Annotated in this window: 15 protein-coding genes, 2 tRNA genes and 3 rRNA genes; 11 read left to right on the forward strand and 9 right to left on the reverse strand. The window is 36.9% G+C overall.

What is annotated here, in order from left to right; all coding sequences use genetic code 11:
* Window positions 1-19 precede the first annotated feature (19 nt).
* The 9 genes from ACRASX_RS12340 to rrf all read left to right on the forward strand — a co-directional run bounded on the left by ACRASX_RS12340 (window position 20) and on the right by rrf (window position 10,480).
* On the forward strand, window positions 20-2,341 hold the full coding sequence (locus ACRASX_RS12340) for a polysaccharide biosynthesis tyrosine autokinase (RefSeq protein WP_432221443.1): 2,322 nt from the start codon (window positions 20-22) through the stop codon (window positions 2,339-2,341).
* 63 nt (window positions 2,342-2,404) lie between these two features.
* The gene (locus tag ACRASX_RS12345) at window positions 2,405-2,809 is read left to right on the forward strand and encodes a hypothetical protein (RefSeq protein ID WP_432221444.1); all 405 of its coding nucleotides are present in this window, start codon (window positions 2,405-2,407) and stop codon (window positions 2,807-2,809) included.
* The gene (locus ACRASX_RS12350; protein WP_066307748.1) at window positions 2,799-4,199 is read left to right on the forward strand and encodes an exopolysaccharide biosynthesis polyprenyl glycosylphosphotransferase; all 1,401 of its coding nucleotides are present in this window, start codon (window positions 2,799-2,801) and stop codon (window positions 4,197-4,199) included. Before ACRASX_RS12345 ends, ACRASX_RS12350 begins: the two co-directional genes overlap by 11 nt.
* Before the next feature lie 18 nt (window positions 4,200-4,217).
* The gene (locus ACRASX_RS12355; protein WP_066307746.1) at window positions 4,218-4,424 is read left to right on the forward strand and encodes a hypothetical protein; all 207 of its coding nucleotides are present in this window, start codon (window positions 4,218-4,220) and stop codon (window positions 4,422-4,424) included.
* Window positions 4,425-5,186: 762 nt separating this feature from the next.
* Window positions 5,187-6,702, forward strand: a 16S ribosomal RNA gene (locus ACRASX_RS12360).
* 216 nt (window positions 6,703-6,918) lie between these two features.
* A tRNA-Ile gene (locus ACRASX_RS12365) sits at window positions 6,919-6,992 on the forward strand.
* An 88-nt stretch (window positions 6,993-7,080) separates the two neighbouring features.
* Window positions 7,081-7,154, forward strand: a tRNA-Ala gene (locus tag ACRASX_RS12370).
* A gap of 157 nt (window positions 7,155-7,311) precedes the next feature.
* Window positions 7,312-10,197: ribosomal RNA gene (locus ACRASX_RS12375) — 23S ribosomal RNA — on the forward strand.
* A 173-nt stretch (window positions 10,198-10,370) separates the two neighbouring features.
* Window positions 10,371-10,480 (forward strand): 5S ribosomal RNA (gene rrf / locus ACRASX_RS12380).
* The 16S, 23S and 5S rRNA genes sit together here with 2 tRNA genes alongside, the layout of an rRNA operon.
* A 96-nt stretch (window positions 10,481-10,576) precedes the next feature.
* On the opposite strand, the gene ACRASX_RS12385 is transcribed toward rrf, so the two are convergent.
* From ACRASX_RS12385 to ACRASX_RS12425, 9 genes are all read right to left on the reverse strand, one after another.
* On the reverse strand, window positions 10,577-12,043 hold the full coding sequence (locus tag ACRASX_RS12385; protein ID WP_432221445.1) for a glycoside hydrolase family 130 protein: 1,467 nt from the start codon (window positions 12,041-12,043) through the stop codon (window positions 10,577-10,579).
* Window positions 12,044-12,367: 324 nt separating this feature from the next.
* Window positions 12,368-13,087, reverse strand: coding sequence for a 6-phosphogluconolactonase (pgl, locus tag ACRASX_RS12390; RefSeq protein WP_432221446.1), 720 nt, complete (start codon window positions 13,085-13,087; stop codon window positions 12,368-12,370).
* A gap of 6 nt (window positions 13,088-13,093) precedes the next feature.
* The gene (gene zwf, locus ACRASX_RS12395) at window positions 13,094-14,602 is read right to left on the reverse strand and encodes a glucose-6-phosphate dehydrogenase (protein WP_432221447.1); all 1,509 of its coding nucleotides are present in this window, start codon (window positions 14,600-14,602) and stop codon (window positions 13,094-13,096) included.
* A 7-nt stretch (window positions 14,603-14,609) separates the two neighbouring features.
* Window positions 14,610-16,040 (reverse strand): NADP-dependent phosphogluconate dehydrogenase, encoded by a 1,431-nt coding sequence (gndA, locus tag ACRASX_RS12400; RefSeq protein ID WP_432221448.1) that lies wholly within the window; start codon window positions 16,038-16,040, stop codon window positions 14,610-14,612.
* A gap of 55 nt (window positions 16,041-16,095) precedes the next feature.
* Entirely contained in the window at window positions 16,096-17,193 is a 1,098-nt protein-coding gene (tal, locus tag ACRASX_RS12405; RefSeq protein ID WP_432221449.1) for a transaldolase, read from the reverse strand.
* Between the two features lie 12 nt (window positions 17,194-17,205).
* Entirely contained in the window at window positions 17,206-17,688 is a 483-nt protein-coding gene (locus ACRASX_RS12410; protein ID WP_231739467.1) for an RpiB/LacA/LacB family sugar-phosphate isomerase, read from the reverse strand.
* Window positions 17,689-17,793: 105 nt separating this feature from the next.
* Window positions 17,794-17,946, reverse strand: a complete 153-nt coding sequence (locus ACRASX_RS12415; protein WP_157492578.1) for a hypothetical protein — start codon at window positions 17,944-17,946, stop codon at window positions 17,794-17,796.
* Between the two features lie 51 nt (window positions 17,947-17,997).
* Window positions 17,998-20,004, reverse strand: coding sequence for a transketolase (gene tkt, locus ACRASX_RS12420; protein ID WP_432221450.1), 2,007 nt, complete (start codon window positions 20,002-20,004; stop codon window positions 17,998-18,000).
* 59 nt (window positions 20,005-20,063) lie between these two features.
* A complete protein-coding gene (locus tag ACRASX_RS12425) occupies window positions 20,064-20,777 on the reverse strand; it encodes an ROK family protein (RefSeq protein WP_432221451.1) in 714 nt (237 codons plus the stop codon).
* A 473-nt stretch (window positions 20,778-21,250) separates the two neighbouring features.
* On the opposite strand from ACRASX_RS12425, the gene pnuC reads away from it, so the two are divergent.
* Window positions 21,251-21,829 (forward strand): nicotinamide riboside transporter PnuC, encoded by a 579-nt coding sequence (gene pnuC / locus ACRASX_RS12430; RefSeq protein WP_432221452.1) that lies wholly within the window; start codon window positions 21,251-21,253, stop codon window positions 21,827-21,829.
* Window positions 21,798-22,811, forward strand: coding sequence for an AAA family ATPase (locus tag ACRASX_RS12435; RefSeq protein WP_432221453.1), 1,014 nt, complete (start codon window positions 21,798-21,800; stop codon window positions 22,809-22,811). The genes pnuC and ACRASX_RS12435 overlap by 32 nt, the downstream gene beginning before the upstream one ends.
* Window positions 22,812-22,841: the final 30 nt, after the last annotated feature.

The raw sequence follows: 22,841 nt of genomic DNA on the forward strand, positions 1-22,841 counted from the left end.
TCTAATTAATTAAATAGTTATGGATTTTAAAAAAGAATTTTTAAAGTATTTTAGATATTGGCCTTGGTTTGTAGGTAGCGTACTTCTGTGCATAGGTGCTGCCTATGCTTACATAAAAATGGTGCCAACAACATATCAAACTTCCGCTTCTATTTTTATTGATAAGAAACAAGAAGATAAAACTAAAATAATTACGATAAGTACAGATCAAAAAAGTAAAGAGGATAACCTAGAAGACGAAATTAGACTAATCACATCGAATGAATTTTTATCAAATGTGGTCAAAAATCTGAATTTAAACGTCAGTTACTTTCAAAAGGAATATACCGTTCAAAATAAGTTTGTAATTGAAGTTCCTTTTATTATAAAACCTACTATTTCTAAAGATTCGCTACCACAAATCTCTTATGAAGTCAAAGTTGATGGAAACGGATTTATTGTAACTGATTTAGACACAGAAAAAAGCTTTGTGATTAATGGGTATGACGGAAAAGAAGATTTGGCAGGTTTACCATTTACAATTAAGTTGTCTGCTAAAGCCAGAAAAAATCCCACTTATTATTTCGAAAATCAGTATAAAGTCGTTCTAGAACCAATAGATATTGCTGTAAAAAATCTAAAGGCATCACTTATTGTTTTATCTGACGAAAAGTCTAAAGGAACAATTGACTTAAATCATGTCGGGTCAAGTCCTATTCGTTCAAGAAAAATCTTAAATGAAATTATTGTTTTGTTGGATAAAAGTATCGTGATCAACAAGCAAAAGTTATATACCAATACGGTTTCTTATTTAAATCAAAGAATCAAAAACTTTACTAAAGAGAAAGATTCTATTGAAAGTGTAAAAGAAAAGTTTTTACAGAATAATGACATTCTAGTAATGGACAATTATATTCTTGAGAAAACGGCCGATAGAAGTCAGAAAAACGAGAGTTATTCATTAAATGAAAAGCAAATCGCACTAACTAATTTTGCAATTAATGACATCCGAAGATCAAATGGTACAACAACTTTGGGTACTGATTATAAATTAGAAGCGCCGACAGTAAACCAAATGCTTTTAAATTACAATGCAAGACTTATGGACAGTGAGTTGATTTTGCAAAGAGCACAAAAAAACAATCCTGCATATATTACTGTAATGACGCAGTTAAGAGTGCAAAAACAAGAAATATTAAACACACTCGAAGGCTATTTAAATTTTCTAAACCAAACCACTAGAGTGAATAGATCAGAACAATATACTGCCAATTCAAAAGCGAAAAGTATTCCAACAAAAGATAAAATATTGGGTAATATCAATAGTAATTTGAATATGAAGGAAGAGACTTATGTCGCATTATTGCAGAAAAGAGAAGAAGCCGTTCTAAATGGTGCAATTTTAGAATCTAATTTAAAGACTTTAAATGCACCCGAGACTAACTATTCGGCAATTTTCCCACAACCTAAATCTTTTATGTTGGGTGCTTTGCTTTTTGGTTTGCTTTTTCCTTTCGGAATAGTCTATGTGAGCTTATGGTTGGATACTAAAATACACAATGAAGAAGACGTTCAAAAAATTCTTCCTAACATACCTTTGCTAGGTTTTATACCGAAAGTAGATACAGTTGAAAAACTGGATAACACAGCTACGTCTCGTTCTTTTATAGCAGAAGCTACTCGTACTTTAGTCTCAAATATATCTTATTTAGTGCCTGGAAAAACTGAAAATAAAGGAAGTACAATACTGTTTACGTCATCTATTCAAGGAGAAGGAAAATCTTTTTGTGCCTTTCATAGTGCAGTATCTATTAGTAATCAAAATAAAAAAGTATTGCTTATTGGAGTCGATTTAAGAAATCCTCAACTGCATGAATATTTTAAGATTGACAGAAATGTGTTAGGACTAACTGATTACTTATCTAACAAAAGTGAAAATTGGAAAGGACTTGTGCAAAAGGGTACTAATTTCTCTAAGAATCTAGATGTATTGTTCTCTGGAGAAATTCCTCCAAATCCTACTCAATTAATAACTAATTCTAATTTTGAGTCGTTGATTGAAGAAGCAAAGAGTATATATGATTACATAATACTAGATACTGCGCCAATTCAGATGGTGTCTGATACACTTAATTTAAGCTATTTGGCAGATGTCACCGTATTCGTCGTAAAATATGATTATACAGATAAAACCAGTTTAGCTCGCGTAGACAATTTTATTAAAAAAGAACAATTAAAAAATGTAGGTATTCTGATTAATGGAGTAAATATGAAAACGGCCTATGGATATGGCTATGGCCGAAATTATACGTATCAATATCAGGAGATAGATGTAAAGAGACCTTGGTTTAAAAGAGCGTAATCTTTTAAAATACTATAATTATATAGCAAAATTAGAAGAATTTACTAAATAAAATAATATAAAATGTCTACCCAAATAGTTTTACTGCTATTAGTTATCTGCGTTGTTTTTTATTTTTCATGGCTTTCAGATCCTAGTTTTGTAAATCAAATATATTTACCAAAGTGGCTGTTAAAGTGGCATAAACAATATTATAATTTGCGAACAGCAATATCTTTTATAAGTATAGGATTTTTTTTAGAAGTATATACACAGCATAAGAATTCATGGATAAAATGTCCTGGTAAGAATGTGAATCTAATACAAAATTTAAGTTTTGCAACAATAATGGTTTGCATAGCTGAAGCAGGAAAATTACTTATTACAAAGAGAACTCCTGATTTATTAGATATTTTCTTTGGATTTACAAGAAGTTTGAAAGGAGCATTATTCTACAACTTATATAAAAGATTAAGAAATGCGAAATAGACACAAATTCACCTCTATCATTTGCTGCGCAATGGCAGACATGATCGCGATGTTACTTGGAACTATAGTATTTCTGAATTTTGCAATTAAAGAAAATAGTGGATGGAATACTTTGTTTCAAGACAAAATGATTCCCATTACAGTTTTAAGTTGGCTATTTTCAGTTGCTTATTTTCAATTGTATCGAGTAGATGTTCTTTTTAGTTTAGAATATTTTTTTAGAAATAGCTGGCGTGCTTTTCTGATGCAGCGAATTCTATGGCATATTTATATTATTATTTTTCAGGATAAAGTAGAATACTTTTTAGGAAGTAAGGCCAACTTATTTCAATTGAGTTTTTTGCTATTGTATTTTTTGGTATCTAGAATAGTATTTACAGTTGTAATAGAAAAAGTTAAAGGACGTATTTTTAAATCGTATACAGTTGCAATTTGGGGGTTTAATAAAACGAGTATTGAATTGGCTTCTCATTTAGAAAGTAATTCATTTTTTATAGATTTTATAGGTATTCTTAACGAAAATTCGTCGGAGACGTACACAAATAATGAAGATTTTAGTTTGGCACTTTCAGAAGCGATTCATAGTGCATCGAATAGTAATATTAATGAATTATATATTGTCTCAAAACCAGATTTTATTTCAGATTTAAATTATTTTTTTGAGCTTGGCGATAAGCATTGTATGCGTTTAAAATTTGTTCCTGATTTTTCATCAATTTCAAAAAAACATTTTAATTCAAGTCATGTAAATCATTTTCATGTGATTAAACCTCGTTTCGAGCCGTTGCAAAATGCTTATAACAGATTGATTAAAAGAGTATTTGATATTGTTTTTAGTTCATTGGTGATTGTGTTAATCATGTCGTGGCTTTATCCGTTGTTAGCATTTTTCATCAAGAAACAAAGTAAAGGACCAGTACTATTTAAACAAATACGAACAGGTAAAAAAAACGAGCCCTTTTGCTGTTATAAATTTCGAAGTATGTATATCGATGGGTCAGACGAAAGTATACAAGCTCAAAAAGGAGATTGCAGAATAACGCCGATTGGTAAATTTTTACGACGCACGAGTTTAGATGAAATGCCTCAGTTCTTTAATGTGTGGTTAGGAAATATGAGTGTCGTAGGTCCTAGACCTCACATGATCAAGCATACTTCTGATTACAATTGTCATATTAATAATTTTATGGTTCGTCATTTTGTCAAACCAGGAATTACAGGTCTAGCTCAGGTTAAAGGTCTTAGGGGTGAAACTAAAAATGTATCTGATATGAAACGTCGTGTTACCACAGACATTCAATATGTACAAGGATGGAGCTTAATTACAGACATTAAAATTTGCTTTTTAACAATTATAGTAACCTTAAAAGGAGATGAAAATGCTTTTTAAATTAAAAATATAGAAATTATGGACATTACAAATTATGTTGTCGGTTTAGTGACAGGGGTTTCTGTAACAACCTTTTTTATCGGAAAAGAATGGTATAAATATTATACCAGATATACGATTCAAAAAAAACAATTGGATCGCGTTTTAAAGTTGAATGATAAAATTAAAAATTATAAACAATCTGAAACTTCAACTCTTAGTGCTAGCATGAGAATTTTGAATTAATAATACTGACCGTTATTATTGCTTATAAATAAATAGTAATCTTTCAATTCTTTTGTGATTCTAAAATGGGGAGTTTAAAAAATAACTTTTGCTACCTATATATAAGGAACAAAGTAATCCTGCACAATATTCAAAATTTGTATTAAAAAAGAAAGTTTAGCCTAATTATTAATATATACCATTGGTACTGTCCAGATGATGTAAATACAAGATAATGTTGCTACACTATAAAAATTTACAATTAAATGAAATGCATTACTCATTGACTTTTTTCAAAGAGAGAACACTGCAATAGAACGGTGGCAAAAAGAATTCCCAAGTAAAGTGCTGCAGTTGTAACAATATCAATTAGTTAGGAATGCATAAGAAAAAAGATGGGAAAAATGCAATAAAAAAGATTGAATATGTAAATAAATAAACTACATTTGCACCCCGCTAAAGGCGCAAGTTATTTGAGATACTGACAAGGAAGAATGGTTTTAGAGTTTGTAAAAAGGCTCAAAATAAATTTCATTTTTTTCTTGTGAGATTAGAAAAGAGTTTGTACTTTTGCAGCCGCCTTGAGAGACACTTAAACAAGTGAGAATTGAGGTTTTAAAATACAGAAGAATACGTTCCTAGACATATTGAATTGACAGCCGTTTTGAGAGAGATTTCAAAACAAAGAATAAGAGTAATAGAATCGAGAGATTTTGAGAATAACCACTAGATAATTCGGAGTCAAAAATAAATAGAGATAGATTTATCTGTCTCGCACAATATACGATGAAGAGTTTGATCCTGGCTCAGGATGAACGCTAGCGGCAGGCTTAACACATGCAAGTCGAGGGGTATAGGTAGCTTGCTACTTAGAGACCGGCGCACGGGTGCGTAACGCGTATGCAATCTACCTTTTACAAAGGGATAGCCCAGAGAAATTTGGATTAATACCTTATAGTATTACGACTTGGCATCAAGATGTAATTAAAGATTTATCGGTAAAAGATGAGCATGCGTCCCATTAGCTAGTTGGTATGGTAACGGCATACCAAGGCTACGATGGGTAGGGGTCCTGAGAGGGAGATCCCCCACACTGGTACTGAGACACGGACCAGACTCCTACGGGAGGCAGCAGTGAGGAATATTGGACAATGGGCGCAAGCCTGATCCAGCCATGCCGCGTGCAGGATGACGGTCCTATGGATTGTAAACTGCTTTTATACAGGAAGAAACAACTCTACGTGTAGAGTCTTGACGGTACTGTAAGAATAAGGATCGGCTAACTCCGTGCCAGCAGCCGCGGTAATACGGAGGATCCAAGCGTTATCCGGAATCATTGGGTTTAAAGGGTCCGTAGGCGGTTTAGTAAGTCAGTGGTGAAAGCCCATCGCTCAACGGTGGAACGGCCATTGATACTGCTAGACTTGAATTATTAGGAAGTAACTAGAATATGTAGTGTAGCGGTGAAATGCTTAGAGATTACATGGAATACCAATTGCGAAGGCAGGTTACTACTAATATATTGACGCTGATGGACGAAAGCGTGGGTAGCGAACAGGATTAGATACCCTGGTAGTCCACGCCGTAAACGATGGATACTAGCTGTTGGGAGCAATCTCAGTGGCTAAGCGAAAGTGATAAGTATCCCACCTGGGGAGTACGAACGCAAGTTTGAAACTCAAAGGAATTGACGGGGGCCCGCACAAGCGGTGGAGCATGTGGTTTAATTCGATGATACGCGAGGAACCTTACCAAGGCTTAAATGTAGATTGACCGGTTTGGAAACAGATCTTTCGCAAGACAATTTACAAGGTGCTGCATGGTTGTCGTCAGCTCGTGCCGTGAGGTGTCAGGTTAAGTCCTATAACGAGCGCAACCCCTGTTGTTAGTTGCCAGCGAGTCATGTCGGGAACTCTAACAAGACTGCCAGTGCAAACTGTGAGGAAGGTGGGGATGACGTCAAATCATCACGGCCCTTACGCCTTGGGCTACACACGTGCTACAATGGCCGGTACAGAGAGCAGCCACTGGGTGACCAGGAGCGAATCTATAAAACCGGTCACAGTTCGGATCGGAGTCTGCAACTCGACTCCGTGAAGCTGGAATCGCTAGTAATCGGATATCAGCCATGATCCGGTGAATACGTTCCCGGGCCTTGTACACACCGCCCGTCAAGCCATGGAAGCTGGGGGTGCCTGAAGTCGGTGACCGCAAGGAGCTGCCTAGGGTAAAACTGGTAACTAGGGCTAAGTCGTAACAAGGTAGCCGTACCGGAAGGTGCGGCTGGAACACCTCCTTTCTAGAGCCTAAGTGTTAGCAATTTATTGCACTCTTGGGAAAAAGACGAAGATTTTTATTGGTTTCAAGAAGGATTTATTTTATTACTCTGCTGTTAGTTCAAATAATACAATTAAGTAAAAGGTACAGATTTATGATTGTTTAATGCTGATTTTCAGCCCTGGATTTTAGGATCTAGAGCAAAGGGAATCAAATCACTTAAATCAAAAGATCATATTGTCTCGTAGCTCAGCTGGTTAGAGTACTACACTGATAATGTAGGGGTCGACAGTTCGAGTCTGTCCGAGACAACTAATTACTTAAAAAGAAGAAGAAATTCTAGAGTTGAGGAGTTATGAATGGTATTCATAATTCATAATTCACAATTCATAATTAAATTGGGGGATTAGCTCAGCTGGCTAGAGCGCCTGCCTTGCACGCAGGAGGTCAACGGTTCGACTCCGTTATTCTCCACAGTTCCGAAAGGAAAAAAGTTCATTGACATATTGAGATAAGAAAATAGTAAAAAAATAAGTAGAAAGAACACTTTTTAGTTATGAATGAGTAAGTTTTGTGTATTTGGTGTAAACTTAATACGTAGTACTTATTTTTTTAGACTTAAAGAGTAGTACAATAAGCAAAATAAGGGCGTATGGGGGATGCCTTGGCTCTCAGAGGCGATGAAAGGCGTGATAAGCTGCGAAAAGCTACGGGGATTGGCACACACGAATTGATCCGTAGATACCTGAATGGGGCAACCCACTATGTTGAAGACATAGTACACCGATAGGTGGGCAAACCCGCTGAACTGAAACATCTAAGTAGGCGGAGGAGAAGAAAACAAAAGTGATTCCGTAAGTAGTGGCGAGCGAACGCGGATTAGCCCAAACCAATGTTGTTACGGCAATATTGGGGTTGTAGGACCACGATATTTCTTGCATGAAGAATTAGAATCTACTGGAAAGTAGAACCATAGAGGGTGATAGTCCCGTATAGGTAATGAATGTAAAGGATAGTGGTATCCTGAGTAGGGCGGGACACGAGAAATCCTGTCTGAATTTGGCGGGACCATCCGCTAAGGCTAAATACTCCTGAGAGACCGATAGTGAACCAGTACCGTGAGGGAAAGGTGAAAAGAACCGTGAATAACGGAGTGAAATAGATCCTGAAACCATACGCTTACAAGCGGTCGGAGCCCTTTCGTGGGGTGACGGCGTGCCTTTTGCATAATGAGCCTACGAGTTAACGTTGCTGGCAAGGTTAAGTGGTTAAGCCACGGATCCGTAGCGAAAGCGAGTCTGAATAGGGCGCTTTAGTCAGTAGTGTTAGACGCGAAACCGTGTGATCTACCCATGGACAGGTTGAAGCTGTGGTAACACACAGTGGAGGACCGAACCCGTTGACGTTGAAAAGTCTTGGGATGATCTGTGGGTAGGGGTGAAAGGCCAATCAAACTCGGAAATAGCTCGTACTCCCCGAAATGCATTTAGGTGCAGCGTTATGCGTAAAGTTATATAGAGGTAGAGCTACTGATTGGATGCGGGGGCTTCACCGCCTACCAATTCCTGACAAACTCCGAATGCTATATAATGTTTCATAACAGTGAGGGCTTGGGTGCTAAGGTCCAAGTCCGAGAGGGAAAGAACCCAGACCATCAGCTAAGGTCCCCAAATATATACTAAGTTGAAAGAACGAGGTTCGTCTGCCCAGACAGCTAGGATGTTGGCTTGGAAGCAGCCATTCATTTAAAGAGTGCGTAACAGCTCACTAGTCGAGCGGACGAGCATGGATAATAATCGGGCATAAGTATATTACCGAAGCTATGGATTTACAATTTATTGTAAGTGGTAGGGGAGCATTCTAACAGGGTTGAAGGTGTGTCGTTAGGCATGCTGGACTGGTTAGAAAAGAAAATGTAGGCATAAGTAACGATAATGCGGGCGAGAAACCCGCACACCGAAAGACTAAGGTTTCCACAGCTATGCTAATCAGCTGTGGGTTAGTCGGGACCTAAGGCGAACCCGAAAGGGACAGTCGATGGCCAACGGGTTAATATTCCCGTACTACTGATTACTGTGATGGGGTGACGGAGTGATGAAAGCGCCGCGAACTGACGGAATAGTTCGTTGAAGTACCTACCTATAAGCTGCGCAGGCAAATCCACGCGGCTTGGGGAAATACGATAGTACTAGGAGTCTTCGGACAAATAGATAGTGCGCCTAAGGGCTTCCAAGAAAAACCTCTAAACTTCAGGTAATTAGTACCCGTACCGCAAACCGACACAGGTAGTCGAGGAGAGAATCCTAAGGTGCTCGAGAGATTCATGGCTAAGGAATTAGGCAAAATAGACCTGTAACTTCGGGAGAAAGGTCGCCAGCAGCAATGCTGGCCGCAGTGAAGAGGTCCAGGCGACTGTTTATCAAAAACACAGGGCTCTGCAAAATCGTAAGATGAAGTATAGGGCCTGACACCTGCCCGGTGCTGGAAGGTTAAGTGGAGATGTTATTCGCAAGAAGAAGCATTGAAATGAAGCCCCAGTAAACGGCGGCCGTAACTATAACGGTCCTAAGGTAGCGAAATTCCTTGTCGGGTAAGTTCCGACCTGCACGAATGGTGTAACGATCTGGACACTGTCTCAGCCATGAGCTCGGTGAAATTGTAGTAACGGTGAAGATGCCGTTTACCCGCAGTGGGACGAAAAGACCCTGTGCACCTTTACTATAGCTTAGTATTGACCTTGGACAAATGATGTGTAGGATAGGTTGGAGACTGTGAAGTGGCGTCGCTAGGCGTTGTGGAGTCATTGTTGAAATACAACCCTTTGTTTGTCTGAGGCCTAACCCCGTAATACGGGGGACATTGCTTGGTGGGTAGTTTGACTGGGGTGGTCGCCTCCAAAAGAGTAACGGAGGCTTCTAAAGGTTCCCTCAGTACGCTTGGTAACCGTGCGTAGAGTGCAATGGCATAAGGGAGCTTGACTGAGAGACATACAGGTCGATCAGGTACGAAAGTAGAGCATAGTGATCCGGTGGTTCCGCATGGAAGGGCCATCGCTCAAAGGATAAAAGGTACGCCGGGGATAACAGGCTGATCTCCCCCAAGAGCTCATATCGACGGGGGGGTTTGGCACCTCGATGTCGGCTCGTCACATCCTGGGGCTGGAGAAGGTCCCAAGGGTTGGGCTGTTCGCCCATTAAAGTGGCACGCGAGCTGGGTTCAGAACGTCGTGAGACAGTTCGGTCTCTATCTACTGTGGGCGCAAGAAATTTGAGTGGATCTGATTCTAGTACGAGAGGACCGAATTGGACAAACCTCTAGTGTATCTGTTGTTCCGCCAGGAGCATCGCAGAGTAGCTACGTTTGGAAGGGATAAGCGCTGAAAGCATATAAGCGCGAAACCCACCACAAGATGAGATTTCTTTTAAGGATCGTGGGAGATGACCACGTTGATAGGCTATAGATGTAAAGGCAGTAATGTCATAGTCGAGTAGTACTAATAATCCGTAAGCTTATGTACACTTTTCCCCCGATGCAAGTCGGGGGAGGAACCTTTCTAATACTATTTACGTTTCTTTATCTCAGTATGTTAAGATATTGTTTAATTGATAATTAACAATTTATAATTGATAATTAACAATTTATAATTGATAATTAATAATTAAGTTATTGCCCAAAGCAATTATAACTCCTTAAGGTGGTTATTGCGGCGGGGCTCACCTCTTCCCTTCCCGAACAGAGTAGTTAAGCCCGCCTGCGCAGATGGTACTGCAGTTATGTGGGAGAGTATGTCGTCGCCTTTCTTTTTAAAACCCTAATTCTAACGAATTAGGGTTTTTTCGTTTCTAAAGGTCATACTATTTATGAGATAATGATTGTGTTTGGTTATAAAAAACAACTTACTTGCTTCTACGCAAAGCATCCAGTAGCTCAATCATATCTACTACACCGTAGGTAGAAGAGTAATCCGACACCGCATAAGGTAGTATAAGACTATTGTTATGTACAATTGAACCGCAGGAGTACACCACATTTGGTACATATCCTTCGCGTTCACCTTCTAGGGGAGAAAGCAAAGGCTCTTTTAATCTTCCTATTTCTTTTGTAGGATGATCCAAATCAAAGAGCGAAGCACCAATGCAATATCGTCGCATGGCACCTACACCGTGTGTTATTACCAACCAACCTTCTTCAGTCCATATTGGAGATCCACAATTTCCAATTTGCGTAAATTCCCATGGATATTTCGGTTCCTGTATGCGAATAGGGTTGTCCCATTGCGTTTGTCTATCAGAAAACATAACGTAATTATTTACACCATCTATTCTAGACAGCATCGCATATTTACCATTGATTTTTCTAGGAAAGAGCGCTAAATTTTTATTTTGTGCACCGATCCCATATAAAGGCATTACGCGAAAATTATAAAAATCCTCTGTAGATATAAGTTTTGGAATAATAGCATGACCATTGTAAGCAGTATACGTACCGAGGATTTTTTCAGATTGATCGTCATCTGTAAAGCGGACAAAACGAGCATCTTCGATACCACGGCTTTCTGAATCTGAGATAGGAAAGATTACTCGTTCAGCGATATCGGAATCATGCTTGAATTGTAGATCATAGAAAGAGTCTGCTAACCACATAACTTCTTCTAGAGCAGTCCTTCTTTCTTGACGGATAGTGTCATCACTCAAAGCTTTATTAATTAAGTTTTTTAAAGCATAGTACTCAAAGTGATCGGGTAATTCCTGCATTATTTCTGAAGCATATTTGTCAGAAGTATGCATTTCTGATAATTTCGTGAGAAATCTTACTTTATTGTAGAGGGTTTTATGAACAATTTCGGCTTTGTCAATGTTTTTTCCAATTTTCATTACCTGAAGATCATTATTTTTGTCCAAAATAGCTCTTCTAAAAACAATTGAAGAAATATGACCTTCTCCAGTAGCCCGAAAAGAAATAATTATTCGCTTTTCTCCCACTTCAAGATCAGATTGGTCAAAATCTTCCACCATCGAAGGGTTAAAAAATGCAGCTGATTCGATCGAATATTCCATTGTACAATAGGAACCGATTAGCATTTTTCGTTCGTAAGAGAGACCATCGTAATTGATTTGCATTGCCTCAATTAATCCTTTAATTTTTTCACAATGCTTAAAAAATATTTTCGATATATTTCGATGGCGTCTTGCAAATTCACGTAGAGTTTGTTCTAATGTGTTATACACTTGCTTTTCGTCTAGCATCATTATATTACTGACCATTTTCTGTGTGCGTTCATCGCCATTCATAAAATAGCGGGCAACAACTCTACTTGAATCGGGAGAAAATATTATATTTTTTCGAACTACGGTAACTTTCATAGTGGTATTTAAATTAGTGAAGGGGTTAGAATTATCTGTAGTTTAAATCATATCATAATCAAGTTCTTCTAACTGTTTAGAAAAAGGTCAATTTGTGGTACTTAAATTTAATAAACTTTATTTTAAAATTACATTGTTGTTCAAAAAAGTAAGGCAAATTCCTTTTTAAAAATTTGGAAAGTTAAAGAGCGGAATTTTAATATTGTAACAATTAATAGTATTGGTCTTTCTTGACTAAAAATATTTGGGAATTATTTAGTACGGAAAAATGGTGATGTTCAATTATCCGAATGCTACTTATAGATCAAATTTTAGTAAATTTGTTTAGAGTAAAGCTGCAGATTCAACATCTAGAAACCACTGTGTTTCTCCGTTCTCGAGCTGAATAAGTTGTGCAGGATACTTTTCGATATCCTGCTCTCCTTTCAATACATTATAAATGGCTTTTCGTTTACTTTCTCCATAGACAAGAAAGGCAACATTCTTAGCTTTATTAATTAGTGGAGCGGTCATTGTTATGCGATGTCTATTTTCATTTTCTAAATAGACTTCTTTAACTATAGAATTTTTTTCCGTTAGCACTTCATTGTAAGGAAAAAGTGACGCTGTGTGCGAATTTTCGCCAAGTCCCAAAATTATTAAGTCAAAGCTGGGCAAATTTCTTTGAAAATGATTTTTTATTTGCTCAGAATATTTTGCTGCGGCCTCACTTGGACCTACGGAAGTGTCAATTTTAAAGATTTTGGTTGATGAGATTTTTAACGGACTGAAAAATAGTTTTTGTACCATCAGTCCATTGTTTGCATCATCATCAGCGGGAACGCATCTTTCATCTCCAAAGAAAAAAAACAATTTTTCCCATTCAATTTTGTCCTTGAATAGAGGAGATGCAAGTAATTCGTACAGTTTTTTTGGAGAGGTACCTCCTGCTAAAACCAAATTAAATACGCCGTTTTTTGAAATATACTTTTGTGCTATTTCGATAAAATATTTAGCAAAAGCAGTTAAGAGAGCTTCTTCTGTTTTATAAATATTAGTTTTCATTATAGTTTATAATTTATTTTTGATAGGAAGTGTGAACCAATGAAATCCGTCTTGGGCGATTAAGGCTTCTGCAATTTCAGGTCCTTGGGAATCGGCTGAGTAATTTGGAAAACTTAAACTTTTCTTAGAATCCCAAGAATTCAACAAAGGCATCAATAATTCCCAAGCAAATCCTACCTGATCCGCTCTCATAAATAGTGTTTGATCGCCTGTAATAATATCAAGCAAAAGTGTTTCATAAGCTTCAGGAGTTTCAGTAGCTTCCTCATACTTAAATATCATATCTACGGGATTAAGCACCATTTCTAAACCTGGGCGTTTTGCCTGTACTTGCAATCGTATACTCATCTCGGGCTGAATGCTAATTATGAGTCTATTTTGCTGCCAGTTATCGGTAGAATCAGCTTGAAAAACACAATGTGGAACATCGCGAAATTGGATGGAGATAACCGAGGCTGTTTGATGCATTCTCTTGCCTGTTCGTACATAAAATGGTACGTCATGCCATCTCCAATTATCGACGAAAAATTTTATAGCTGCAAATGTTTCGGTATTTGAGTTGGGATCAACATCATTTTCGTTACGATAACCTGGAACTTGCTTTCCTTCAACCCAGCCCGGACCGTATTGTCCGCGCACCGCGACTTTTTTTATTTCTTCTGGCTTAAATCTTCTCATCGCTCGCAGCACATCGACTTTTCTATTTCGCACTTCGTCAGCACTAAAATTAATTGGTGTTTCCATTGCAATAAGGCAGACCAATTGTAGCAGGTGATTTTGAATCATATCTCTTAAGGCACCAGCAGTTTCATAGTATTCACCTCGCTCTTCTACGCCTAATTTCTCTGAAACTGAAATCTGCACGTGATCAATATAATTTCGGTTCCAAATAGGTTCAAGTATCGCATTAGAGAATCGAAACGCCAAGATGTTTTGCACCGCTTCTTTTCCCAAATAATGGTCAATTCGATAAATTTGCTTTTCATCAAAAATGGTAGCTAATAATTCATTTAATGATTTCGCAGACTCAAGATCGTGACCAAATGGTTTTTCAATAACAATTCGGGTATAATCGCTTTCTTCCGCCAAGTTGTTCTTAGCAATATGTTCCCCTATAATTGGAAATAAATTGGGCGAGACAGCCAAGTAATAAATAATTACCGGTTTCTGTTTCCATTCCGTCTCATACTTTTCAATCGTTTCTTTAAAATGCTTATAGCTCTTGTCATCGCTCACATTAGCACTTTGATAAAATATCTTGGAAGCAAATTCATCCCATTGCTTTTTTACCACTTTCCCCTTCCGCGAGAATTCGTTGGTACCTTCTAATAATTTTTTTCTATATGCTGTATCGGTCAATTCTGAACGCCCGTTTCCTATAATTGCAAATTTTTCAGGCAACCAATTATCTAAAAATAAGTTATAAAGTGCGGGCGTTATTTTTCGTTTGTTCAGGTCTCCTGTTCCTCCGAAAATAAAAAAGAGTACTGGTTGTGATTTTATACTTGAATCCATTTTAAAATTATTTGTTAGTTTGAGTAAGCCAATCTGTGTGAAAAATTCCTTCAGTTGCAATGCGTTCGTACGTATGCGCGCCAAAATAATCCCGCTGAGCCTGAATCAGATTGGCCGGCATATTGTCATTTCGTAGTCCATCAAAATAGCTTAAAGATGCAGAGAACGCAGGGACAGCAATACCGTTTTGTACAGCATCTGATACGATTGTTCGAATGGCTGGAATGCTTTTTGTAAGACTTTCTTTAATTGAATTATCTAGAAACAAATGTTCTAATTTCGGATTCTTTTTATAAGCAGCATAAATATCCTTTAAAAATACAGCTCTTATAATGCAGCCGCCACGCCATATTTTTGCAATCAACTCTAAGTTTAATTCATATTTATAAGTAATGTTCGCTTGGTACAGCAGATGCATTCCTTGAGAATAGGCCGAAACCATCGAGAAGTAAAAAGCTTCTTCTAGGTGAGAAAGATATTCCTGCGCGATACCCGGATATTTTACTTCTTTTAAATTAGGATACAATTTTGATGTTTCTATTCGTAACGACTTGTACTTTGATAAATCGCGAAATGCAACAGCTATGTCTATTATAGGTATGGGAACAGTTAAGTCCATAGCAGTTTGGGAAGTCCATTTACCAGTACCTTTAGCTTTAGCTTCATCTTTAATATCGTTAAGAAGCAGCGTAGATTCTCCTGTACTTTTAAATGCAAAAATATCTGTTGTAATTTCTAGTAAGTACGATTGCAACCTTCCTTCATTCCAGTTTTTAAACACATTATGAATTTCGTCATCATGAAGCTGCAGTCCTTTTTTTAAAAGTTCATAGGTTTCAGATATAAGTTGCATCATGGCATATTCTATTCCATTATGCACCATTTTAACAAAATGTCCAGCAGATCCTAAGCCCATAAAAGCAACTGTAGGTTCAGCATTTACGTGTGCAGCAATTTTTCTCAAAATCGGAGCAATCGTTTCATAAGCTTTTTTATCGCCACCTGGCATCATACTTGGTCCTTTTCGAGCACCTTCTTCGCCACCCGAAACACCCATTCCAATAAAATGAAAACCTTTTTGTTCTAAGTCTTTGTACCGACGTTCGGTATCAGTAAAATGCGAATTTCCTCCATCAATGATTATGTCACCTTTATTTAAGAGCGGAAGCAATTCTGATAAAACAGCATCGACTATTTTTCCAGCAGGCACTAAAAGCATTATAGTTCGAATACCTGAAAAACTTTGAGTAAACGCTGTAATATTACTGAAACCTTTTGTTAACCCAGTTAAATCTTCTTGGTAAAGTGCCTGAACCTGCTTGGTGTTTTTGTCATAACCCGCAACAGCAAATTCATGATCTGCCATATTAAGAAGCATATTTCTCCCCATTGTACCTAATCCAATTATTCCGAATGAAAGTTGTTTATCACTTATCATGTTCTTTTTTTTTAATTCTTATTTTTAATTCTGATCATCGCTCTCTACTAAAATATCAATTCGTTTTTTTCTTTTGTCTCTCAATGGCATCGAGTAATTTATCGTAAGGCTTGTTGAATTTTTCGATGCCTTCGTCTTCTAGCTTTTGGGTTATCTTGTCAATGTCAATTCCGCTTTCTTTTAGTTGATCCAACTCACTTATTGCTCGATCTAGATTTTTTTCCAACTGATTTTCCACTTTTCCATGATCTCGAAATGCATCTATAGTATCTAATGGAACGGTATTTATAGTTTCTGGTCCGATCAAAGCTTCGACATATTTAGTGTCACTAAAAGAAGGGTCTTTACTGCTGGTACTGGCCCACAAAACCCGCTGCTTTTTTGCTCCTTTTTCTTCAAGCTTTTTAAAACGATCACTATAGAAAACTTCTTTATAGATTTGATAAGCTTTTTTTGCAGAAGCAATTGCTATTTCACCTTTCAATTTTCCTAGTCCCTTTTCTTCTAACATTGGATCTATCATAACATCAATTCGACTTAAAAAAAAGCTCGCAACCGAAACAACAGTATCAATAGGAAGGTCTAATTGTACTCGGTCTTCTAGCCCAGAAACATAAGCTTCGGTCACTTCTTTGTATCTTGGTAAACCAAATAATAAGGTAACATTAACATTAATTCCTTCAGCAGTGCATTTGCGAATTGCTGTCAGTCCTTCGACAGTTCCAGGAATTTTAATCATTACGTTTTTCCGATCTACGGCTTTCCATAATTCCTTTGCTTGCCTAATCGTTTCTTCACTATCGCGCGCTAGGTGGGGAGAGACTTCGAGACTTACGAAACCGTCTTCGGCATTACTCTTTTCATAGATTTTTTTAAAAAAATCCGTAGCTCTTTGTATGTCTTTAACAGCAAGACCATAAAAAATAGCATCGTTGGATTTTTCATTTTTAGAAAAGGCAGTAATGTCTTCATTATAATCAGAACTGCTGCTAATTGCTTTTTCAAAAATTGCAGGGTTAGAAGTGACACCTGTAATACCATCTTCATCAATCAGCTTTTGTAATTCTCCATTATTCATGATTTTTCTGTCAAAAAAATCAAGCCAAATGCTTTGACCTAAACCGTGACTTTGCTTTACTTTATTTGTTTCCATGATGTGTTTTATTTATCTTTTTTCTACTGCTTTAACTTTTTCTAATCTTCGTAAGTGTCTTTCTGCACCAGAGAATTCGGCTCTTAAAAACGCATTGACATATTCTTGTGCTACCGCAAAACCCGTGATTCGACCGCCAAGACAAATTAAATTCATATCATCATCTTCAACTCCTTGGTGCGCAGAAAAACAATCATTAACTAATGCAGCCCGTACACCCACAATTTTGTTGGAAACAATTGCAGCGCCAACACCGCTGCCGCATATTGCGATGCCACGATTTACTGTATTTGTAGCAATTGCTCTCGCAAGCGGAATTATGAAGTCAGGATAGTCGTCGTTTTCATCTAAATGACTGTTACCAAAATCAACTACTTCATAATTCGATTCCAGCAGCATTTTTACTATTGTTTTTTTTAATTTAAATCCGCCATGGTCAGCTGCTATGCCTACTGTCATTTTTCTAGGAGTTATTGTTTTCTGATTAATAATCATTATAATTTAATTTGAAAAATTAAAATCTTAAAGCTTCACTAGTAGTGGGAAATTTGAATACAATTTTGCTAAATTCTATTTACTCATTTACGAGCTTCAATAACGTTAGCTTTTCTTATCTTTTTCAAGAGGTTGTGATTTCATGCGAAGAGCACTGTTTTCTTGTTCTTCATATTCCTGTGGAAAATCTGGATTGCTACTTTTTAACTTTGTAGGTTGATTTTTTTTAAGCGTTTTGTCGTTGCATTCATTTTTCATCGTACTGTATTTTAAATAAACTTTTTCTTAACAATTCAATTTTAAATAGTGTCAAAGCATTGCTTTTGCTCTCTTCACTATATTTTCTACTGTAAAGCCATATTCGGCCATTACCTCATCGCCAGGTGCAGATTCTCCAAACGTATTAATGCCAATGGAATCTCCTTGATCGGTCACATATTTCAACCAACCTATAGTCGATCCTGCTTCTACGGATAAACGTTTTCTGATTGATTTTGGAAGTATTTTCTCCTTATACGCATCACTTTGCTTGTCAAATAAACTCCATGAAGGCATACTTACAACTCGGGCTTCAATGTCTTTTTCTTTTAGTTTGACTTGTGCTTCTAAGATTAAATGAACTTCAGAACCCGTAGCCATTAGTATAAGATCAGGCACTCCTTCAGCATCTGAAAGAATATAAGCTCCTCTTTCAACTTCGGTCGCTTTGGTATATTTTTCTTGATCGATAATCGTAATTCCTTGACGCGTTAAGACCAGTATTACTGGTCCATCACTATGCTCCAGTGCAACGCGCCACGCTTGAGCCGTTTCATTGGCATCAGCTGGGCGTATCAATGTCACATTCGGAATAGCACGTAAGCAAATCAATTGCTCTACAGGTTGATGGGTTGTACCATCTTCACCCAGTGCAATACTGTCATGTGTATAAATAAAAATGGGGCGAATTTTCATTATAGCCGCCAGACGAATAGGCTGCCGCATGTATTCTGAAAAAATTAAAAATGTCGCACCATAAGAAGTAATTCCTTTGGTAAGTGCCATTCCGTTTAAGACAGCACCCATCGCATGTTCTCGTACTCCAAAATGAAAATTACGTCCGTCATGTCTATTGGGAGAAAAATAATCATACTTGGTAAGTTCGGTATCTGTAGAGGGAGACAAATCAGCAGACCCTCCCATTAAATTCGGCAGGTAATCAGCAATTGCGTTAAGCACTTTTCCTGACGCTTTTCGGGTTGCCATTTTTTCATCTCCTGCTTTAAAAATCGGTAAATTATCTTTCCAACCTTCGGGTAAGTTTCCATTGGTTGCCAGTTCATATTCAGAAGCAAGCTCTGGATATTTTTCTTTGTATGTATTATATAAGCTATTCCATTTCTCTTCTTTTACACTCCCTTTGCGTCCTGCTTCAGTGTACAATTTTGCTACCTCATCGGGAACCACAAATGATTTTTCAGGATCAAAGCCAAAGAACTTTTTAACTAACTTCAATTCTTCTTCACCAAGAGGGGAACCATGTGCAGCAGCAGTATCAACTTTATTAGGGCTGCCGTAACCAATATGTGTTCTCACTTTTATAAGTGAAGGCTTATTTTTTTCTGCTTTGGCGTTTTTAATTGCCTTTAAAATAGCGTTAATGTCATTACCATCGTCTACATTTTGTACATGCCAATTATATGATTCAAAACGTTTTGCAACATCTTCTGTAAAAGAAATGTCGGTATCTCCTTCAATAGAGATATGATTGTCATCATACAAATAAATCATGTTACCTAATTGTAAATGACCAGCAAGCGAAGCAGCTTCTGCAGTTACGCCTTCCATCATATCACCATCGCTGCAAATAGCATAAATTGTGTAGTCAAAGAGATAAAAATCAGGCTTATTGTAACGGGCTGCCATATGTTTTTGCGCAATGGCAAATCCGACACCGTTTGCAAAACCTTGACCCAGCGGACCAGTAGTTACCTCGATGCCTGGCATAAGTCCGTACTCTGGATGTCCCGCTGCTTTACTGTGTAATTGTCTGAAATCTTTAAGATCATCTAACGAGACATCATAGCCGGTTAAATGCAAAAAACTATATTGTAGCATGCACGCATGACCGTTGGAAAGTATAAATCGGTCTCGATTAGCCCATTTCGGATTTTTTGGATTATACTGCATAATTGCTGTCCATAAAGCATGTCCGATTGGCGCTAATGCCATTGGAGTGCCAGGATGTCCAGAATTCGCTTTTTGTACCGCGTCAGCAGCGAGTATTCTGACCGTATTTATTGCAGTTTGTTCTAATTTATTTATTGGAATACTCATTTTAATTAAGATTTATCTAAAAGAGTTTAATGTGAATTCTTATGTTTGAAAAGGGTAGTCTAGTTCTGTTGCCATAATTTAGCACCACCATCTATTCCGTCTTTGTTCGTCACTACTTTAATATTAGCATCAAGTTCAAAGTTTATGTGCTTTGCATTTCCGCCACCTATGTATAGAGTATCATAATTAAATACTGTTTTTAAAATAGAAATAATTTTTTTCAATCGTATATTCCATTTTTTTTTACCCACATCATCGTAGGCATTATCACCAATATATTCGTCATACGATTTCTTAGTTGTGATTGGATGATGCGCGAGCTCTAAGTGCGGTAGAAGTTTACCATCTAGCGCAAATGCGGTTCCAAATCCAGTACCAAGAGTAACCATCATTTCCAGCCCACTTCCGCTGATCACGCCTAGTGCTAACATATCTGCGTCATTAATTACTTTAGCAGGTTTACCAAGCAGTTTACTTAACTGTTCGCTAAAATTAATATTAGACCACGTTTCTTGGTCAAGATTGGGAGCGGTACGTACTATGCCATTTTTGATGTATCCTGGAAAACCAACTGAAATTTTATCAAAACCTTTAAAGTTTTGTACTAAAGTTTGAATGGCTTCTAGTGACGCAGAAAGAGTAGCGGGTTGCGGCGTTTTAATGGATTGAAAATCAGTTAATAGCTTGCCTTCTTCATTTAAAATTGCTGTTTTAATATGCGAGCCGCCAAAATCGATAGAAAGTATTTTTTCTGTTGTTTTAGTATGATCCATGTTTACTTCTTTGCTTTTAGAATTTATATAATTTAATCCTTTTGTTCATCAGGGGGATGATGCATTAATACAGCAGTTGCTCTTTAAAGCTATTTTTAAGTGTAGGAATTATTTCAAATGAATGAAAATATTTTTTAGAAGTTCTAACTGACTTTTCTAAAACTGCTGAATCTCAAATTTCGCGATTATTCACTAAAAGTGTATTATACAATTACAGGTAAATTTTTCATAATTCGTTAAATTTCAATTGGTTCAATGAATTATTTAAAAATTACAGCATCTTAGTCGGAACATAAACATATTATTGATCTATCATATTTAGCATAGAAAACTGCAATTAAAAAGAAGGGTTAATTTTTGAGTTAAGCAAATAGTTTCAATAAAGACTAGAAAATACTACTACTAATCATTCAAAACTTACTTCTTAATGATTTTAAAGTTTCACACATTATCCTATCTTTAGCATCGAAATTATGGATACAACTATAGAGGTTTTCGGCTCAATTTTCGGTTTTTTGGCCGTCTATTTTACAATTAAGCAAAATATTTGGTGTTGGTATTTTGGATTAATTCAAGTGATATTATTTTGTTTTGTCTTTTATACCTCAAAATTATATTCAGATCTTATTTTGCATATGATTTATATATTTTTACAAGCATTTGGTTGGTATAATTGGAAGTACGGTGGAGAAAATCAAACAAATTTACGGGTCACATTGATTACAAAAGTAAGTGTATGGCTTAGCGTAACGATTTTTGCAACGGTGCTTTTAGGATATACGATGCAAAACAATACCGATGCATCCTATCCTTACGCAGATGCTTTTACTACGGTTGCAAGCTTAGTGGCGCAATACTTAATGATTAAAAAAGTGTTGGGATCTTGGCTATTTTGGATCGTAGTTGACGTGGTCGCAATAGGTATCTATTTTTATAAAGGCTTATATTTTACAACGGGCTTGTATGTGCTTTTTTTGATTATGGCAATAATTGGTTACTTGGAATGGAAAAAAGCATACAATGAAGAATTTGCATACAGAATACAAATATAAGGCTGGCCTGACCTTGGGCAAATTTGCTCCTTTTCACAAAGGACATCAACTACTTATTGAAACTGCGATGAAGGAGGTTGACGAATTAATAGTGCTCATTTATGATGATCCTATTAGTACTATTCCTTTGAAAATTAGAGCCAATTGGATACGAGAATTATATCCGAGCATTACGGTTATTGAAGGAGTGAATTCTCCTAACGATTCGGGTTATACAGCTGAAATTATGAAAATTCAGGAAGATTATGTATCTAGTGTTTTAGGTGACAGAAGAATTTCACATTTTTATTCGAGTGAGCCTTATGGAGTACACATGAGTTCGTCCTTAAATGCTATTAATAGACAAGTGGATGAGCGTCGAAATACCATCCCTATTTCTGCAACAAAAATAAGAAACGAACCCTTTAAATACAAAGATTTTGTTCATCCAACGGTGTATACAGACCTAATTACCAAAGTAGTTTTACTTGGTGCGCCTTCTACAGGAAAAACTACTTTAGCGGAACAATTGGCAATTCACTTTGATACACAATGGATGCCAGAATATGGTAGAGAATACTGGGAGAAGCATCACATAAACAAAAGACTAACACTAGAAGATCTCTTAAAAATAGCCGAAATTCATATAGAAAGAGAAGACGCTTTGGTATTGCAATCCAATCAATTTTTGTTTTCCGATACCAATGCGATCACTACGTATTTATTTTCATTGGATTATCACGGAGAAGCTCTTGCCGAATTAGAGAAACTGGCAAAATTGGCTGAAAGTAGACACGATATTATTTTTGTTTGTGATACCGACATTCCTTACGATGATACTTGGGATCGATCTGGCGATGTAAAAAGAAAAGAATTTCAACAAAAAATAATTGATGACTTACGAGCTAGAAATCTTACGTACTACATGCTTAAAGGCACTATAAATGAGCGAGTTGAACAAGTTTCAAATATTTTAGGAGAGAGCGAGAACAGTAAGTTTTAAGCGAATTAATGCTATTTTAACAATAGAAAC

This window comes from Flavobacterium sp. TMP13, assembly GCF_050847115.1.
Classification (GTDB): Bacteria; Bacteroidota; Bacteroidia; order Flavobacteriales; family Flavobacteriaceae; genus Flavobacterium.

Excerpts from the sequence above, each read along its gene's own strand:
- ACRASX_RS12340 (WP_432221443.1), top strand. The coding sequence starts at position 20 with ATGGATTTTAAAAAAGAATTTTTAAAGTATTTTAGATATTGGCCTTGG.
- ACRASX_RS12345 (WP_432221444.1), top strand. The coding sequence starts at position 2,405 with ATGTCTACCCAAATAGTTTTACTGCTATTAGTTATCTGCGTTGTTTTT.
- ACRASX_RS12350 (WP_066307748.1), top strand. The coding sequence starts at position 2,799 with ATGCGAAATAGACACAAATTCACCTCTATCATTTGCTGCGCAATGGCA.
- ACRASX_RS12355 (WP_066307746.1), top strand. The coding sequence starts at position 4,218 with ATGGACATTACAAATTATGTTGTCGGTTTAGTGACAGGGGTTTCTGTA.
- ACRASX_RS12385 (WP_432221445.1), bottom strand. The coding sequence starts at position 12,043 with ATGAAAGTTACCGTAGTTCGAAAAAATATAATATTTTCTCCCGATTCA.
- pgl (WP_432221446.1), bottom strand. The coding sequence starts at position 13,087 with ATGAAAACTAATATTTATAAAACAGAAGAAGCTCTCTTAACTGCTTTT.
- zwf (WP_432221447.1), bottom strand. The coding sequence starts at position 14,602 with ATGGATTCAAGTATAAAATCACAACCAGTACTCTTTTTTATTTTCGGA.
- gndA (WP_432221448.1), bottom strand. The coding sequence starts at position 16,040 with ATGATAAGTGATAAACAACTTTCATTCGGAATAATTGGATTAGGTACA.
- tal (WP_432221449.1), bottom strand. The coding sequence starts at position 17,193 with ATGGAAACAAATAAAGTAAAGCAAAGTCACGGTTTAGGTCAAAGCATT.
- ACRASX_RS12410 (WP_231739467.1), bottom strand. The coding sequence starts at position 17,688 with ATGATTATTAATCAGAAAACAATAACTCCTAGAAAAATGACAGTAGGC.
- ACRASX_RS12415 (WP_157492578.1), bottom strand. The coding sequence starts at position 17,946 with ATGAAAAATGAATGCAACGACAAAACGCTTAAAAAAAATCAACCTACA.
- tkt (WP_432221450.1), bottom strand. The coding sequence starts at position 20,004 with ATGAGTATTCCAATAAATAAATTAGAACAAACTGCAATAAATACGGTC.
- ACRASX_RS12425 (WP_432221451.1), bottom strand. The coding sequence starts at position 20,777 with ATGGATCATACTAAAACAACAGAAAAAATACTTTCTATCGATTTTGGC.
- pnuC (WP_432221452.1), top strand. The coding sequence starts at position 21,251 with ATGGATACAACTATAGAGGTTTTCGGCTCAATTTTCGGTTTTTTGGCC.
- ACRASX_RS12435 (WP_432221453.1), top strand. The coding sequence starts at position 21,798 with ATGAAGAATTTGCATACAGAATACAAATATAAGGCTGGCCTGACCTTG.